This window comes from Mycobacteroides sp. PCS013 (assembly GCF_049532645.1).
Taxonomy (GTDB): domain Bacteria; phylum Actinomycetota; class Actinomycetes; order Mycobacteriales; family Mycobacteriaceae; genus Mycobacterium; species Mycobacterium gwanakae.
Genome location: NZ_CP150131.1, coordinates 4,309,019 through 4,325,996, shown reverse-complemented (window position 1 = coordinate 4,325,996; position 16,978 = coordinate 4,309,019). Strand labels below are relative to the sequence as shown.

Sequence of the window (16,978 nt, the reverse complement as noted above, 5' to 3'; positions counted from 1 at the left end):
ATCATGACTGACGACGGACGCATACGGGTTCCAGCCGACCTGGACTCGGTGACGAACATCGGCAGCGGCGATCAGGCCGAGGACCACTCCGAGATCGATCCCGCCGCCGTTGAGCGCATTTGGCAGGCGGCCCGGCACTGGTATCAGGCGGGCATGCACCCGGCGATCCAGGTGTGTTTGCGGCACAAGGGAAAAGTGATCCTCAACCGTGCCATCGGGCACGGATGGGGTAACGCGCCCACCGATCCCGCCGACGCCGAGAAGATCCCCGTCACCACCGACACACCGTTTTGCGTGTACTCGGCCGCCAAGGCCGTCTCGACGACGGTGATGCATCTACTCATCGAACGCGGAGCGCTCTCGCTCGACGCCCGTGTCTGCGAGTACCTGCCCACCTTCACCAGCCGCGGCAAGGATCGCATCACCATCCGCCACGTGCTGACGCACAGCGCGGGCATCCCGGTGCCCACCGGACCCCGGCCGGATGTCACCCGGATGGATGACAGTGAGTACACCCGCGAACAGCTCGGCCAGCTGCGCCCGCTTTACCGTCCCGGCCTGGTGCACATGTATCACGCACTAACCTGGGGGCCGTTGGTGCGCGAGATCGTGCTCGGTGCGACCGGTAAGAGCATCCGCGACATCCTTGCCACCGAAATCCTTGATCCCCTTGGGTTCCGGTGGACCAACTACGGTGTGGCCCCGGAGGATGTGCCGTTGGTGGCGCCGAGCCATCCCACCGGTAAGCCACTGCCCGCGCCCATGCGCGCGGCCTTCCGGGCGGTGGTCGGCGGGACGATGCACGAGATCATCCCGATGTCGAACCAGCCCTTCTTCCTCACCGGCGTGGTGCCGTCGTCCAACACCGTCTCCACCGCGAACGAACTGTCCCGATTTGCCGAGATCCTCTGCCGGGGTGGCGAACTCGATGGGGTACGGATCATGTCCCCCGAGACCATCCGGGCCGCGGCGGCACCGGCCCGGCGCCTGCGGCCGGACATGGCAACCGGCGGCATGCCGATGCGCTGGGGGACCGGATACATGCTGGGCTCCAAGCGGTTCGGACCATTCGGGCGCAACTCGCCTGCGGCGTTCGGGCATACCGGGCTGGTGGACATCGCCGTGTGGGCGGACCCCGCCCGTGCGCTATCCGTCGGTGTGGTCAGCAGCGGCAAGCCGGGTAACCACAAGGAAGCCAAGCGCTACCCGGCCCTGCTGGACCTCATCGCCGCGGAGGTACCGCTCGTCTCCTGATGTTTCAGCACGCGTTTACGGGGTACACCTCGCGTGGATCGGGGAAGCAAGAACTGCCCCAGCGAAGGAAACATCGACATGACGCTCTCCCACACCCGCATTCGCCGTGCCACCAGCACCGCCGGTGTGCTCGGGTTCATCACCGCGACGGCCCTATTGCCCACGGCGTCGGCCGCGCCGGACTGTAGCCGCGAGAGGCTCTCCGACACCGTCGGCTCCACAACGATCGCCGCCCGCGGATACCTCGACAATCACCCCGGTGCACGGGCGGTGCTCGACGCCGCGCCCGACCAGCCGCGCGCCCAGGCCGCCGCGAACATCCGCGCGTACTTCACCGCCAACCCCGCCGAGTACCACGAGCTGCGCGGCATCCTGGCCCCGATCGGTGCTGCCCAGCGCGAATGCAATGTCACCGTGCTGCCGCCGGGCCTGGCCTCCGCGTACGACGAGTTCATGGCCGGCTGAGCTCGGCTAAAGCTCCAGGCCGAGCAACGCGTTCTCGATCAGCTCGGGCAGGGCCGGGTGTATCCAGTACTGACCTCGCGCCATCTCGCGCACCGGTATCGAGAAGCTCATCGCAGTGATCAGTGATTGGATCAACGCCGACGCCTGGTAGCCGACGATGTGCGCGCCAACCAGCAGCCCCGTCGACCGGTCGGCGACCAGCTTGCACAGCCCCTCGGTGTCCTCCATCGCCCATCCGTACGCGATGTCGCCATATGTCTGCACCTTGACCGCCACGTCGATCCCGCGTTGCCGCGCCTGGTCCTCTGACAACCCCACCGATGCCACCTGCGGACGGCTGAACACCGCGCCGGGGACAAACCGGTGATCGCTGGCGGTAGTCGGGGAATCCCAGCCGGACAGCAGATTCGCCTGTACCACCCGCGCTTCGTGATTGGCCACGTGCTTGAGCAGATAATGCGAACTCACATCGCCGAGGGCGTAGATGCCGCGCACCGGTGTGCGCTGGTACTGGTCGACCGGCACCCGGCCCTGCTCGTCGAGCGCCAGTCCCGCCGCGGACACGTTCAGCTGATCACCGTTGGGGGTGCGTCCGGTGGCGACCAGCAGCACATCGCCGGTCACCGTTGATCCGTCGGTGAGGTCCAGTTCGACACCGTCACCATCGATCTCGCGAGCGGCCACCACTTCTGTGTTCAGCCGCACATCCCACCGCGCCGACACCACATCGGTGAAACGCTGCGCGATCGTCTCATCCTGCGCGCGCAACAGCCGCGGGCCGCGCGCGATCACCGTGACCGCCGAGCCCAAGCCACTGAAAACGTGCGCGAACTCGGCGGCGATGAAGCCACTGCCCACGATCACCACCCGCTCGGGTAACTCCGGTAGACGCATGATGTCGTCGTTGGTGTGAAAGGCCACGCCGCTGTCGGTGATCACCGGCGGGATGACCGGACGTGAACCCGCGGCGATGACCAGCTGCCGGGCCTCCAGGATCGTGCCGTCCGCCAGCTGGAGTCGATGGATCGGGTCGCCGTCGGTATCGGTGCCCGGCGCCATGAATCGCGCTTCTTGCTGAAAGACCGTGATGTTGGGGCAGTCCTCGACGCGGTAGCGCAACCCACCCGCCGCGATCGGGTCGATCCTGCCGAAGACGCGTTCACGGATCTCGGCCCAGCGAGTTCCCTGCACCGAGCTGTCCACACCGAGCCGCGAGCCGTCACGGGCCTCGTCGGCCAGGTCTGCGGGGTAGACGAACATCTTGGTGGGTATGCAACCGACATTCAGGCAGGTGCCACCGTAGGCGCCCGCGTACACACCGCGATCGACGATCGCGATCTTCTGGTCCGCGAAGCGGTCATCGGGCAACGAGTTTCCGCTGCCGGAACCGATGATGACGAGGTCGTACACCTGTTCTCCATCCGTTGAGGGCGCGCTCTCTCGGTGCCGAGCGTTCGCCCCTTACGCTGCCATATCGGCCGGCACCGTGACGCACACCCGGGTACCGGCGCCCGGCGCCGACGTGATCGCGACATCGCCGCCCGCGGCGTTGATGGGAACCGTCAGCGAGGCCAGCCCGATGTGCCCGTCGGCGACCGACGCGGACAGATCACGCGGATCGAAGCCCTTGCCGTCATCGGCGACCACCAGCGTGAGGAGATCGTCATCTCGAGCCAGCTCGACGTGAATGTTCTTGGCACGTCCATGCTTCACCGCATTGGTCAATAGCTCTTTGACCGCGCGATACACCAGCGGCTGGGCCGGGGGACTGCCCACTTCCTGCAGCTCAGTGCTGACCTCGACGGTGCCCCGCGCCGCGTACTGTCGGCCGAGCTCACGAACCGCCGCCGTCAATCCCAGCTCGGCGAGCACCTGCGGATGCAGGGCCGACACCGCGCCGCGCAATTCCGCTGCCGTGTCGCGCAACGACGCATGCACCGCCACCAACACCGGATCAGGTTGTCGTTCAAGAACTTCCTCGATTTCCAGGCGTGCCGCCAGCAGATTCTGCAGCGGGCCGTCATGCAAGCGCTCGGCGACTTCGCGGTTGTGCCGTTCCTCGGCGCGCATCGCTTCCAGCACCAGCTGCTCGCGCGTGCGCAAGAGCTGCTCGACGTGTTCGGAGCGGCGTTTGAGCACGAAGCACATTCCGGCGGTCGCAGCGGCCAGCCACAGCAGTGTCACAACGGTGAGGTACTCGTCGCCGGGAATACCGTCGATATTGCCACTCCTGGTGTAGAACACCAGAACACCCAAATACCCTGCAGCGGTGATGGTTCCGAGGACAGCCGTCACAGCCGGACGCTCTTGGAAGGCCACCGAAACGGGAAGCAGGAAGAACACCGGGAGTAATTCCGACGTGCCGTAACCGGAGGCCACACACAGCGCCACCACGGCGGCGATGTCCACGGCGGTGGCGGCAGGGGCCACCCACATCGGGACATGTCCGCGCACCGCGATCAGCACCCACACAATCGCGGACACCGTGTACACGGCCAGTACCCCGTAATACACACCGACATGCCACATTTCGATGTTCGGGTTAGACCCCAGCAGCACAATCAGCACGATCAGGGGCAGACGTAGCCAGGCCGAAACCCGCATGGGTTCAGCGGTGAAGTACCCGGCCACCCGCTCCAGCGCCACGGCTACTCGAGCAATCCACGCCGCATGGCCTCGGCTACCGCCGCCGCCCGGTCACCGACGCCGAGTTTTTCGTACAGCCGCTGCACGTGCGTTTTCACAGTGGACGGAGCCAGGAACAGTTGCTTGGCCATGGCCGGCACGGTGAGGCCGTCGGCGATCATCCGGAGCACCTCACGTTCACGCGTGCTCAACGACGGGCCTGCCGGTTGTGCGCGCTTGCGGATCTCACCGGCCAGTCCCGCCGTGAGGCTGGCCGCCACCACGTCCCGGCCCCGCGCGCAGTCGAGCACCGCACTGACCAGTTCCGCGCGCGTGGATTCCTTCGACAGGAAGCCCGCGGCACCCTCCGCCAGCGCGTGATAGACGATCGCCGCGTCGTCATGCGCCGAGAGCAGCAGTACCCGGGTGCGCAGCTCGTCGCGGCGCACGGCCGCCGCCACCTGCGTCCCGTCGAGCTCCGGCATCCGGTAATCGAGCAGCGCGACGTCGGGCTGGTGCTCTCTGATCAACGCGAGCGCACCGGCGCCATCCTGAGCCTCCGCCACCACGGATATCTGGCCGCTTCCGGTCAGCGCCCGCACCACACCCTCGCGAAAAAGCGGGTGGTCATCGCCGACAACCACCCGCACAAGTTCGCCGCTCACCTGCACAAACGCAAGCTTGGCACGCCAAATCCACGTGTGTCCCCCAATTGGGGGACATCAAGATCCTCCGGTGTATCAGCCGGTCGCCCGACATACATTCCGGCCTCCGCGCCGCATCGTTGAAGTATCACCAAGCAACCCGGTGATCCAACTCAAAGGCCCACTGGCACAGGAGAAATCATGAAGAAGTACATCATCGCCGGAACCGCAGCCGCCGCCCTCGCGCTGGCGCCACTCGGCTTCGCCCTCGGCACCGCATCCGCTCAGACCGACGGCTCCAACGCCCAACAGACCGTCAGCGAGCTTCAGGCACAGGGCTACAGCGTGATCGTCAGCAAGACCGGATCCAAGGCCCTCAACCAGTGCACCGCCAGCAGCGTGCGTCCCGGTCAGACCACCGTGCGGTCCGATTACGGCCTGCCGAGCAACAAGCGTCCGGGCGTCTTCACCAACACCACGACCACCAAGACCACGTATGTGGATGTGACCTGCTGATTTAGCTCCGGTACCGACTACATACCAACCTCGTTCCATTTGATGCCGATTCAGACACGGGTGGGTAACGGCCCTCGCCAACCGCGCAACGACCATAAGAGACTGCGTATGCGACGGGTCTCACGCTGCCCGCGATGCAGATCGAAACTGTCGGAGCGCTGGGGCCAAACGGCTTCTGGTGGAGGAGGAGATTGCCGTGAGTGCGCCCAACGATTCCCCGGCGGACGGCTCCGAGGACGAGATCCTCGACCGGACCGGACCCATCATCCCCATCAAGCTGGGCGCACACGCCAAACGGCAGCGCGCCGAAGCCGTCTCGCTGCAGCAGCGCCAGCCCGAAGCGGAACCCCGCCCACTGCAACTGCCCCCTCGTGGCCCGCTGTCCATCGTCGATGCCGTGCCGCCCCACGATCCGCATGTCGACCTCCCTCCGGCCATCGGCGATGCCTTGGGAGCGCAGCTTCGTTCAGAAATTCTGCCCTCGCCGCGTCGGCCCGCGTCCATTGGTTGGCGTAAGTGGGTGTACCGCGGGAGTTTTGGCGTCATCAACCCGGGCGAATCCCGTGAAGAGGCCGAGCTTCGTGAGCTGACCGCCGTGGTGCGCACCCCTTGGCGGGGTATCCACTCCCTGGCGGTGCTGGGCGGAAACGGCGGCGTCGGCAAGACGATGATCACCGCGGCCCTCGGTTCGGTGCTTTCAGAGCTGCGCCGCAAGGACATGGTGCTGGCCACCGACGCCGATCCGGGCCAGTCGGCCAACCTGGCATCGTGGATTGATCCATCGGCCTCGTCCACCTTCGCCGATGTGCTGGCCCAAGACGAACCCGAGCGCAACTTCGATCTGCGCTTCTTCGTCGGCCAGAATCCGGTGACCGGCCTGGATGTGCTTGCCGCCAACGCACATTCGGTGCGTCCGCGCGGAGAACTCAATTCCGAGATCTACACCCAGGCCCACAATCGGCTGCAGCGGCTCTACAGCCTGCTGCTCACCGATACCGGCGTGGACTTCTGGCATCCGGTGATGCCCGGCGTGCTGCGGTGCGCCAACGGCGTGGTGCTGGTTGCGGCCGCCACGCCGGTCGGCGCCGAGGGCGCTGTCCGCGCGATCGAGTGGCTCATTTCCGAGGGTTACGAGTATCTGATCCCCCGCATGGTGGTGGTGATCAACCACGTCCGCGGCTACGACAGTCGCGAGGATCGCAGGAACTCCGAGCGTTTGGTCGCGGCGATGGTCGCCCGGTTCCATCGCTGGATCTCGCCGAACCACATCGTCGCCGTGCCCTATGACCCGCATATCGCCACGGCGGGCCCGCTGGACATCCATCAGCTGCAGCCTGAGACCTGGCATGGCCTGGTCACCGCGGCGGCCTCGGTCTCGGCCGGCCTGGCGAGCGCCTGGAGCGTCTAGTCGCGACGAGGCGTCCCTCGCCTCATCGATCCGACCTGGCTATTGACTTCTGATCCTCGAGGCGACCACAATCGGCCATATCTGCGAACAAATGTGTGCAGATATGGCCGATACTCTCTCCGCCCGAGGAGCACGCGATGACCCTTGCCGACAGCCACGTGGCCGACGCACTCAAGATGTATCGACCCGCGCAGGAAACACCCGGCGAAATCGTGTTACCCCTCCTCGGCTCCGTGCCACAAGAACTACGCGGCACCCTCTATCGCAATGGGCCGGCCGACTGGGATCATGGCGGTTTCCGCGCTGCACACCCGTTCGACGGTGATGGTCTGGTGGTGAAGTTCACCATCGACAACGGCGAGATCCGTTTCCGCTCACGCTTCGTCGATACCCCCAAGCGACGCAAGGAGACACGTGGCCGAGGTGCACACGTGCGAGGCATCTACACACAGGGAAAGCACCTGTGGGACAACATCGGCCGTCAGCCTGCCGATGCCGCGAACACTCACGCCGTCCTGCACGCCGATCGGTTACTGGCGCTCAGCGATGGCGGAAGGCCCTGGGAAATTCACACGGATGACTTGAGCACAATCGGTCCTTGCACATTCGGCGGTCAGCTGCCACGTTTCTCCCGGTTCTCACCACATCCACGTATCGACCCGGTGACCGGTGAGCTGTTCAATTTCGGGCTGGACATTTCACCATCCCTGACTGGAGCTACCGTCGCGTGCCTCCGCTGCTTCCGGGTCGATCCGAACGGCGCACTGAAACAGGTTGCCAAGATCCCCACGGACCACATCTACATTCAGCACGACTTTGCCATCACCCCAACCTATTTGGTGTTCGCGCTCGCACCGATCACCGTCGATCCCATTCAAGCAGCATGGGCAGGTCTGGGACTAAGAGCACTCGGTGACAGCGCGGACTATCGACCCGAGCAGGGCATGAAGATCGTGCTGGTCCCTCGTGACGGGGGCCCGCACCGCGTCATCGAGTGCGATCCCCTCGTCTATGTCCACGTCGACAACGCTTATGAGGACGGCGACGATGTCGTGCTGGATATCCTGCGCCACCGAGACTTCGGCTTTCTCACCTCTGGGCTGAAGCAATTCCGCACCCAGGCGCCCACTCTGGGCTGGCCGACCCGGCTGCGGATCACGCGGACCGGAAGGGTGCACGTCACCGACTACCCGACGGATCCCGCAGAATTCCCCACACATGACGACAGACGAACGGGCCGTGAACATCGGTACACCTACCTGTCGGCCCAGAGCCGACCCGATCAGAACGTAATCGTGAAGCTGGATCGCATCACCGATACGCAACGGCACCACACGTTCGCGCCGGGCCTGGTGGCCGGTGAGCCCATTTTCGTCCCGAAGAGTCCGACCGCCGACGAGGACGAGGGTTGGATACTCACCGTGGCCTACAACAGCGGCTCCCACCGCACAGAGCTCCATATCCTCGACGCTCACGCCATCGAAGACTCTGCGCTCGCCATCGCGATCCTGCCGGGCCACCACTTTCCCGGATTCCACGGCAGCTTCACCGACAGAATCTAGAGGCGATGATCTCGGCTTTAGCGTCTAGTCGCGACAGACCGTCCGACCCCCGCGAAGCGTCTCAAGCAGCTCCCGGTACGGGCCGACCACGTAGGCAGTATCTCCAGCCGAAAGGCGGGTATCCCGACGGGGATGCAGCCGGATCGGTAGGCCCTGCCGGGATATCGCGATGACCCGCGTCTTCGTGGACAAATCGGCCATCCGCATTCCGGCCAGTTCACTACCTTCTTCGACCAGCACCCCGCCCACGGTGAAGGATTGCTGCCCCACCGAGAAGGTGCCCAGCACCTGCAGTCCCATCGCAGCGCCGATGAACCAGGCGCCGCGAGTTCGACAGTGGAACGCAGATTCTCGAATCCGAATCGCTGCGCCACAGCCGTTCCAAGCGTGCGGTCAAAGACCCGAACCACCAGCGGCACGTCGGACCATCTGGCCCCCAGTCGGTTTCGCACCACAATTCCGGTTTCGATATTGGTGACGTCGTCTTGGGTGAGCACCGCGACTGCCGCTGCCTCGTCGAGTCGCGCCGCATCCCACGTCTGCGGCAGGGTCGCGTCGCCGAATATCACCGGAATCCCCAGGTCGGTGACAGTCGCCAGGTATCGGTTGCTCTCCGAGCGCTCGATGATGACGACGTCGCAACCGGCCGCTTTCAGATCTGTTGCCACCCGGACGCCAAAGGAGCCCACACCGACGACGATGACGTGATCCGAGAGTTCGCGCACCTTCCGGCGACCCGAATTCTGCGCGATGCGCCGTGACAGCAGCAGATCCACCACAAAGGCCATCACCACCGCGGTAGTGGCGATTCCGGCGAACATCAGGAAGATACTGAACAATCGCAGCCACGTCGGCTGATCGACGAAGCTGAAGTCCCCGTATCCGACGGTGGCGATCGTCTCAGTAGAAAAGTACAGCGCATCAACGTAACTCATTCCGGGCCGCTGGTAGGTGTACCGCAGCAGAACGGTCGCGCCGACCAGTAGCCCTAAGGCAACGCCCAACGCCCGGAAGAAGATCGGATTCACATCGTCGCGAAAGGCGCGAACGCCGTCCAGCATTCGCGATACGGGGGAACGCCGCCGCCGCATCTTCGTCCGCCCCGACACAGCGACAATTCCCTGGGCCGCCAGCTCCTCTCCCGTACCGATCATTGCCGCCCAATCACCCTCCCGAACCGCAAGATCCCGCCCCGGGCACGCGACTACCTCTCCCGGGGTGGGCGAGCCTTCTCCATGAACGACCGCCACCGGGGCCAAGTCTCCGTAAATCCCTCGTAGGGTCCCCTCGCGCGGCACGGTCGCTCCCGAAACAATGAAATCGACACCGGCCGCGGGAATGACGTGGGTGGTGCGCCGCAGACATGCCTCCACCACCGAGCTCGCCGTCAGATCCGCGACGCTGAGCACCGCACCCGGCCCGTTGTCCGCCGCGACGGCCGCGCGCAGCACATCATTGGCAAGACGGGCAATGACCCTCATCGTGGGGTTGAGTTGCCTTGCCAGTAAGGCGATCTCGAGGTTCTTCTCGTCGTCGGAGCTCGCGCACACAATGGCAGCGGCATCGACGACACCCGCTGCGATCAGGCCTTCTACGCCGGGCAACGCTGAGACGACGACCCCTGCGCTCCATAACTCCTCGGCAATACGCACCGCCAGCGCGTCCTTGCCGTACACGATCGTGTGTCCCTGCACTGAGCTTCCCCTTCTCCACCGCGCTCTTCCCCGCGTGACATGGTCAGGCAAACACGTTTCACCCTGGTCAACAGTGCATTTCCACAGTTTGACGCCGAGTCGGTAGGAGCGCGGGCAGCGCGTTTATGATTGCGTGAGTGTCCGACCTGTCCCGCGCCGAGATCCGCGCGCGCCTCGACGGCGTGACCCTTCGCGACGCGTCCCGGCTCGGCCGCCGCCTCAAAAACCTGCGCAACCCGGCCGATGCCGAGAAACTCCTCGAACAGATCTCCACCGCCGAGGCACTGGTGGCCACCCGGACCGCTGCCGTCCCGACGATCACGTACCCGGACCTACCCGTCAGCGCGCATCGGGACGAACTCGCCCGCGCAATTTCCGCGCATCAGGTGGTCGTCGTCGCCGGCGCGACCGGCTCGGGGAAAACCACACAGCTTCCCAAGATCTGTCTGGAGCTGGGCCGTGGAATCCGGGGCACCATCGGCCACACCCAGCCACGCCGACTCGCGGCACGCACCGTCGCCGAACGTATCGCCGAGGAACTGGGCACGCCCCTTGGCGAAACCGTGGGCTACACCGTCAGATTCACCGACCAAGCCAGCGACCGCACCCTGGTCAAGCTGATGACTGACGGCATTCTGCTCGCGGAGATCCAGCGCGATCGACGGCTACTGCGCTACGACACCCTCATCCTGGACGAGGCGCACGAACGTAGCCTCAACATCGACTTCCTCCTGGGCTATCTGCGCGAACTGCTGCCACAGCGGCCCGACCTGAAGATCATCGTCACCTCGGCCACCATTGAGCCGCAACGCTTTGCGGAGCACTTCGGGGGCGCACCCATCGTCGAGGTGTCCGGGCGGACGTACCCGGTCGAGATCCGCTACCGGCCGCTGGAAGTCCCTGTTTCCAGTGATTCGTCAGATGATCCGGACGACCCCGACCATGAAATCGTCCGTACCGAGATCCGCGACCAGACCGAGGCGATCGCCGACGCCGTCCGCGAGCTGGAAGCCGAACCACCCGGGGACGTATTGGTATTTCTGTCGGGTGAGCGCGAGATCCGCGATTGCGCCGAGACGCTGCGTGGCAGCTTCCGCAACACCGAAGTCCTTCCGCTGTACGCACGTCTACCAACAGCAGAGCAGCATAAGGTCTTTGCGCCCCACACCGGCCGGCGCGTGGTGCTGGCGACCAACGTCGCCGAAACCTCCCTGACCGTTCCGGGCATCCGCTACGTCATTGACCCCGGCACCGCACGCATCTCCCGCTACAGTCGCCGCACGAAGGTGCAGCGCCTACCTATCGAGCCCATCTCCCAGGCGTCGGCCGCCCAGCGCTCCGGCCGTTCCGGACGCACGGCACCCGGTATCTGCATCCGGCTGTACTCCGAACAAGACTTCGAGGCCCGGCCCCGCTACACCGATCCCGAGATCCTGCGCACCAACCTTGCCGCCGTCATCCTGCAGATGGCGGCGCTGCAGCTCGGCTATATCGAGAACTTCCCGTTTCTGGATCCGCCCGACAAACGCAGCATCCGCGATGGTGTGCAGCTGCTGCAGGAATTGGGTGCGTTCGATACCGGCGGCGCCATCACCGAGCTGGGGCGACGGCTAGCACGGCTGCCCCTCGACCCACGCATCGGCCGGATGATCTTGCAGGCCGATGCCGAGGGCTGCGTCGGGGAAATCCTGGTACTCGCGGCCGCACTGTCGATTCCCGATCCACGGGAACGACCGGTCGACCGCGAAGAGGCGGCTCGCCAAAAGCACGCGCGCTTCGCCGACGACCATTCCGACTTCAGTGCCTATCTCAATCTCTGGCGATACATCCAAGATCAACGAAGCCAACTCTCGGGCAGCGCCTTCCGGCGCATGTGCCGCGAGGAGTTCCTGCATTACCTGCGCATCCGGGAATGGCAGGACTTGGTGGGGCAGCTACGCAGCATCGCGCGTGACCTCGGCATCCGCGAGTCGGGTGAGCCCGCCGATCCGGGATTGGTCCACGCGGCCCTGATCGCGGGCCTGCTGTCCCATATCGGTCTGCGCGAAGGCGACTCCCGCGACTATTCCGGTGCGCGCAACACCAAATTCGTACTCGCCCCCGGCTCGGTACTGACCAAGAAGCCACCCCGGTGGGTGGTCGTTGCCGATCTGGTCGAGACCAGTCGGCTGTTCGGCCGGATCGCGGCCCGCGTCGAACCACAATCGGTAGAGCGGATCGCCGGGGATCTGGTGCAGCGCACCTACAGCGAGCCGCACTGGGACGCCGAGCGCGGATCTGTGATGGCCTTCGAGCGGGTGACTCTCTACGGGCTGCCACTGGTGCCGCGCCGCCGGGTGGGCTACGCGCAGGTGGATCCGGAGCTGGCTCGCGAGATGTTCATCCGGCACGCGCTGGTGGAGGGCGACTGGCAGAGCAAGCACCACTTCCTGCGGGACAACGCGCGACTGTTGCGCGAGCTGTCCGAGCTCGAGGACAAGGCGCGCCGGCGCGATCTGCTGGTGGGCGATGACGAGATCTTCACCCTGTACGCGGCACGCATACCGGAAGATGCCGTGTCCGCCAGGCATTTTGATGCCTGGTGGCGCAAACAGCGGCACAAGACGCCCGCTCTACTGACGTTCACACGTGACGATCTGCTGCGTTCCGAGCACGCGACCGACGATATGCCCAACACCTGGAGATCCGGTGATGTGGCGTTGCCTGTCAGTTATCGATTCGAACCCGGTGCGGCTGATGACGGCGTATCCGTGCATATTCCGGTCGAGGTTCTTGCTCGCCTGGGCGGTGACGAATTCGCTTGGCATGTACCGGCTCTGCGTGAAGAGCTGGTCACCGCCCTCATCCGTTCGCTACCGAAGGATCTGCGCCGCAACTTTGTTCCCGCGCCTGACACCGCCCGTGCGGTGCTCGAGAACATTGAGCCCGGATCCGAACCGCTGGTGTACGCGTTGGGGCGGGAGCTGCACCGGCTCACCGGCATCCGTGTACCCACCGACGCGTTCGACCTGGACAAAGTGCCCCCGCACCTGCAGGTGACCTTCGTGGTCGAGTCCGCCGACGGCACCGAGGTGGCACGTGACAAGAACCTCGATGCGCTGCAGCAACAGCTCGCGGGCTCCACCCGCCAGGCCGTGGCGGCGGCGGTCGCGGGGGATTGGGAGCGCAGGGATCTACGCGGCTGGCCGGAGGACTTACCCGAATTGCCCTGCACCGTCGAACAAGTCAGCGGCGCCCACACCGTACGCGGATATCCGGCGCTGGTGGATACGGGCACCGCGGTGGACATTCACGTCTTCGCCACCGCTGCCGAGCAACGGGCCTCCATGGCGGCGGGCACCCGTCGCCTGCTGCGTCTGTCGATTCCGTCACCGATGAAAGCCGTTGAACGCGGCCTGGACCCGCGATCCCGGCTCTTACTCTCGTCCAACCCAGATGGTTCCTTGGCCGCGTTGCTCGACGACTGTGCCGACGCAGCCGTCGATCTGCTGGCCCCCGCACCGGTATGGACCCGGGCAGAGTTCACGGCGCTCCGCGACCGTACGGCACAGAGTCTGGCAGCCACCACGCTCGATACCGTGCGCCGTGCCGAGAAAGTTGTGACGGCCTGGAGTGAGGTACACGTGGCGCTGCCCACCACGGTGCCTGCGGTGCAGGCCGATGCGATCGCCGACATGCGCGATCAGCTCGCCAGACTCCTGGACGCGGGATTCGTCGCGGCCACCGGCGCCGCGAAGCTGGCCGACCTTGCGCGTTACGTCACCGCGATCGGTAAGCGACTGGAACGTCTGACCCAGGGGGTGGAGGCGGACCGCGAACGCATGCAACGCGTGCATTCAGTCGAGGACGTCTACGACGATCTGCTGCGTGATCTACCCGCCGGACGTTCCGATGATCCCGATATCAGAGATATCGCGTGGTTCATCGAGGAATTGCGAGTGAGCCTGTGGGCCCAGCAGCTCGGCACCGCGCGTGCGGTCAGTGAGCAACGAATCATCAAGGCCATCAACGCAGCTCGGTAGGTTTCATCGGATCGGCAAAGCATAAGGGCCAGAAACTCTTGAGAGTTTCTGGCCCTTATGCGAATCGCTAGCCGGCGTTTATGCGCCCCATTTGGCGCCTTCGGCCATGTCGCGGGCGTTCATCGACAAAGTGTTGGTTTCGTGGGTGGAACCCATCGCGCGGTAAGCGCGGATGAGCTCTTCCATCGCGGTGTTCCACTGAGCCTGCCAGGCGGCCTGGCTCATCGAGGTATCACCGTGCCAGGCCGCCTGCAGGGAAGCCTGCTGAGCAGCCAGATCAGCACCCAGAGCGGTCAGCACACCGGAATAGGTGTTCATCTCACCGGCATGGGCCAGCATCGCGGGGTAGTTGAAAGTAATCTGCGACATTTCTATCTCCTCAAAAATCCGGTCTTAAACACCGACATAACGGCTGGCGGCGGCGGCATCCTCAGCCACATAGGTCGCGGCGGCATCACCAAGGTTGATCTGCGCGATATCGAGCAGCGCGTTGACCTTCGCGGCGACCTCCACAAACCGGGCGTGCGCGGCCTGGAAAGCCACCGAAGACTCACCGACATGGAACGCCTGCGCCGACAACGCCGCCGACTCCGCCTGCGAGATCGTCGAACGCATCAAAGCAGTCTTAGCACCAAACGTGCCCTCCGCAGCCACCAGAGCCGGAATGTGCGCATCAAGCAAACTCATTGTTCCTCCTGAATTATGTTGTGTTGCATGTGATTCAAATGGTCAGTGAAGTGGGTCGGCCGGTCAGCTGCTGGACCCCCCTTCTGCGGGTCCGTCAGGTTCGGCTCCCCACGTGGTGGGGATCATGGGCATGGTGCGCGTGGCGTCCATGCTCTCCGAGGCGGTCTCGCGCTCGATCAGACCGGCCGCGCTGGTGCTCGAGGTACTCCTGGACACCGTCCCGGAAAAGCCGAGCTGGCCCGTGCCGCGAGAAGAAGCCCCCACGCCAGCGGGCTGCCGTGCTGTCTGTTCCGAAAAGTCCGGGTCCACGGTGGAATTCATGTCCATGAACTGCGGGGCCGGATCTTTGATCCGCGCCGCGCGCTTGCGGCGGGCACGTGAACGCGCCGACGCGGCCGCGGCGGCCGCTGCGGAGATCCCCGCTGCCGGCGCCTTGGCACCCGCACCTTCGTTCAATGTCGGCCCAAACCGCGCCGCCGGTGGATCCTCCTGCACCGCGTACACCATGTATGCGGGAGTGGCGGCCGCCGGAGCCGGTGATGTGGACGTGGGTGCACTGGAAGTCGTTGGGGCAGAGGATGATCCGCCCGGCATCGACTGCCCCGACGGCACCTGCGCGAGCTGTAGATCCTGTTGGAGATTGCGGCGCTCGATCCGTGCAGGCTCGCGGCCGGGCTCGTCCTCATGCCCGGGCTCTTCGATACCGGCGGGCGGAACCAGCGCTGAAAGAGCGAGTCCGAGCACAATCGGTAGCCAGGCCGGCGCCGAAAGCACAATGCCCCAGAAGGTGAACCCGAAGGGGATGAAGAACGCCTCGTACGCAATGAAGAACAGCAGTGGGAACCACGCGAAGAACGCAGCAATCGGGTTCTTCATGAAGTCTTCGATCATGTCCTGGAGCGTGCCGAGCGGATTGGTCATGAACCGCATGAGCTGGTCGATCATGTTGTTGCTGTTATCCAGCGCGGTACCGGATTCGAGGGCTTGCGGTTGCGCCGCCATCGAGGTCATGTCGGCGGACATCCGCGACATTTCCCCACCCGGAGCCATGATCATCGGTGAGGGCTCCGTCGGAGCCGTAGCAGCCAGCGCGGTGGACGAGACCCCCTGGTAGACGCCCATGGTGGTGGCGGCCTGAACCCACATCCGGATGTAGTCCGCCTCATTGAGCGCGATCGGAATGGTGTTGATACCAAGGAAATTGGTGGCCAATAGCACGCCGTGAATCATGTGGTTGGCCGCCAGCTCGGCCAGCGTCGGCATCGCGGCCAGAGCCGTGGCGTAACCGGCGGCGGCCGTCTCCTGCAATACCGCATTGGAGGCGCTCAGCGCGCTCTGCTGCGTCAGCCAGGCCAGATACGGTGCGTGGCTGGCAACATACTGGGTGGCGCTGGGCCCCTGCCAGGGCCCGGCGTTGGTAGCAGCGAGCAGCTGCGTCAACTCCGTTGCGGCAGTGGCGTACTGCGCGGACAGCGCCTGCCACTGAGCAGCAGCCGCCAACAGTGCTCCCGGCCCGGGTCCAGCGCTCAGTAGCGCCGAGTGGACCTCGGGCGGGAAAGCCATCCAGATGGGGGCGGACACGGAATCTAGCCCCGCGCGATCATGTACGTTGCCGCGGCCTGCATATCCCCGGTGGTGTAGCTGGCCGCGGACTCCGAAACACCCAGCCCGGCCCGGCCCAGCTCCTCAACAGCCAGCGCCGCCACACCGGTGTGTTCCACACCGCGGGCACTGAAACCGGCCGCGGTCTCCAACGACACCGGATCGGCCGCCGGGGGCACCACCGCACCGATCACCGGCGCGGCAGCAGCATGTGCGGCGGCCAAACGCGCGGTCAGCGCCTCCACCGCAGCACTAGTGGCAAGCAGACCTTCCGGAATGACATTCAGATTCATCGTGGGTACTCCCTTCCCTGAGCAGCATGCTCACTGATGAGCGAAGACGCGGCCTGGGCGCATCTGCGCGCACCGGCACGAGGAAACGTCCTCACCTGCAGGCAATTTGAAGTAGCTGTAAAGATCATTGGTGATCGACCAACCCTGCGAATCGATGACCGCATAAAGGGAAATTAGCATCGCCTAACACTGTTGTCGATAGTTCG

13 protein-coding genes and 1 pseudogene are annotated in these 16,978 nt (G+C 65.1%); 6 read left to right on the top strand and 8 right to left on the bottom strand.

From position 1 onward, the window contains the following. The first annotated feature begins 3 nt into the window (after positions 1–3). Positions 4–1,254, top strand: coding sequence for a lipase LipE (gene lipE / locus RHO23_RS21510; RefSeq protein ID WP_057967359.1), 1,251 nt, complete (start codon positions 4–6; stop codon positions 1,252–1,254). A gap of 78 nt (positions 1,255–1,332) precedes the next feature. Beyond that, positions 1,333–1,719: a hemophore-related protein gene (locus tag RHO23_RS21505; RefSeq protein WP_057967360.1), complete on the top strand. Its 387-nt coding sequence runs from the start codon at positions 1,333–1,335 to the stop codon at positions 1,717–1,719. A gap of 6 nt (positions 1,720–1,725) precedes the next feature. On the opposite strand, the gene RHO23_RS21500 is transcribed toward RHO23_RS21505, so the two are convergent. From RHO23_RS21500 to RHO23_RS21490, 3 genes are read right to left on the bottom strand one after another with little or no spacing between them, the layout of a single operon-like run. Then, positions 1,726–3,129 carry a mycothione reductase gene (locus RHO23_RS21500; protein ID WP_423488308.1) on the bottom strand — a complete coding sequence of 468 codons (1,404 nt, stop codon included), beginning with the start codon at positions 3,127–3,129 and terminating at the stop codon, positions 1,726–1,728. 51 nt (positions 3,130–3,180) lie between these two features. Further along, positions 3,181–4,323: a sensor histidine kinase gene (locus RHO23_RS21495; protein WP_057967377.1), complete on the bottom strand. Its 1,143-nt coding sequence runs from the start codon at positions 4,321–4,323 to the stop codon at positions 3,181–3,183. Between the two features lie 44 nt (positions 4,324–4,367). Next, the gene (locus RHO23_RS21490) at positions 4,368–4,994 is read right to left on the bottom strand and encodes a response regulator (protein ID WP_057967378.1); all 627 of its coding nucleotides are present in this window, start codon (positions 4,992–4,994) and stop codon (positions 4,368–4,370) included. 195 nt (positions 4,995–5,189) lie between these two features. Here RHO23_RS21490 and RHO23_RS21485 point away from each other — a divergent pair, with 195 nt between their 5' ends. The 3 genes from RHO23_RS21485 (at position 5,190) to RHO23_RS21475 (ending at position 8,474) form a co-directional block, all read left to right on the top strand. Further along, positions 5,190–5,504, top strand: coding sequence for a hypothetical protein (locus tag RHO23_RS21485; protein ID WP_423488307.1), 315 nt, complete (start codon positions 5,190–5,192; stop codon positions 5,502–5,504). Positions 5,505–5,682: 178 nt separating this feature from the next. After that, positions 5,683–6,912, top strand: a complete 1,230-nt coding sequence (locus RHO23_RS21480; RefSeq protein WP_057967362.1) for a MinD/ParA family ATP-binding protein — start codon at positions 5,683–5,685, stop codon at positions 6,910–6,912. A gap of 137 nt (positions 6,913–7,049) precedes the next feature. After that, the gene (locus RHO23_RS21475) at positions 7,050–8,474 is read left to right on the top strand and encodes a carotenoid oxygenase family protein (RefSeq protein ID WP_423488306.1); all 1,425 of its coding nucleotides are present in this window, start codon (positions 7,050–7,052) and stop codon (positions 8,472–8,474) included. A gap of 24 nt (positions 8,475–8,498) precedes the next feature. Here the strand turns inward: RHO23_RS21475 and RHO23_RS21470 are convergent. Then, positions 8,499–10,168 (bottom strand): annotated as a pseudogene (locus RHO23_RS21470) (NAD-binding protein). A 137-nt stretch (positions 10,169–10,305) separates the two neighbouring features. Here RHO23_RS21470 and hrpA point away from each other — a divergent pair. Then, complete coding sequence (gene hrpA, locus RHO23_RS21465; protein WP_423488305.1) at positions 10,306–14,190, top strand: ATP-dependent RNA helicase HrpA; 3,885 nt, start codon at positions 10,306–10,308, stop codon at positions 14,188–14,190. 78 nt (positions 14,191–14,268) lie between these two features. Here hrpA and RHO23_RS21460 read toward each other — a convergent pair whose 3' ends face one another. From RHO23_RS21460 to RHO23_RS21445, 4 genes are all read right to left on the bottom strand, one after another. Continuing rightward, on the bottom strand, positions 14,269–14,559 hold the full coding sequence (locus RHO23_RS21460; protein WP_005062633.1) for a WXG100 family type VII secretion target: 291 nt from the start codon (positions 14,557–14,559) through the stop codon (positions 14,269–14,271). Positions 14,560–14,583: 24 nt separating this feature from the next. Continuing rightward, entirely contained in the window at positions 14,584–14,877 is a 294-nt protein-coding gene (locus tag RHO23_RS21455) for a type VII secretion protein EsxS (protein WP_030098163.1), read from the bottom strand. A 63-nt stretch (positions 14,878–14,940) separates the two neighbouring features. After that, complete coding sequence (locus tag RHO23_RS21450; protein ID WP_423488304.1) at positions 14,941–16,458, bottom strand: PPE family protein; 1,518 nt, start codon at positions 16,456–16,458, stop codon at positions 14,941–14,943. 5 nt (positions 16,459–16,463) lie between these two features. Then, on the bottom strand, positions 16,464–16,772 hold the full coding sequence (locus RHO23_RS21445; RefSeq protein WP_030095676.1) for a PE family protein: 309 nt from the start codon (positions 16,770–16,772) through the stop codon (positions 16,464–16,466). Positions 16,773–16,978 lie beyond the last annotated feature (206 nt).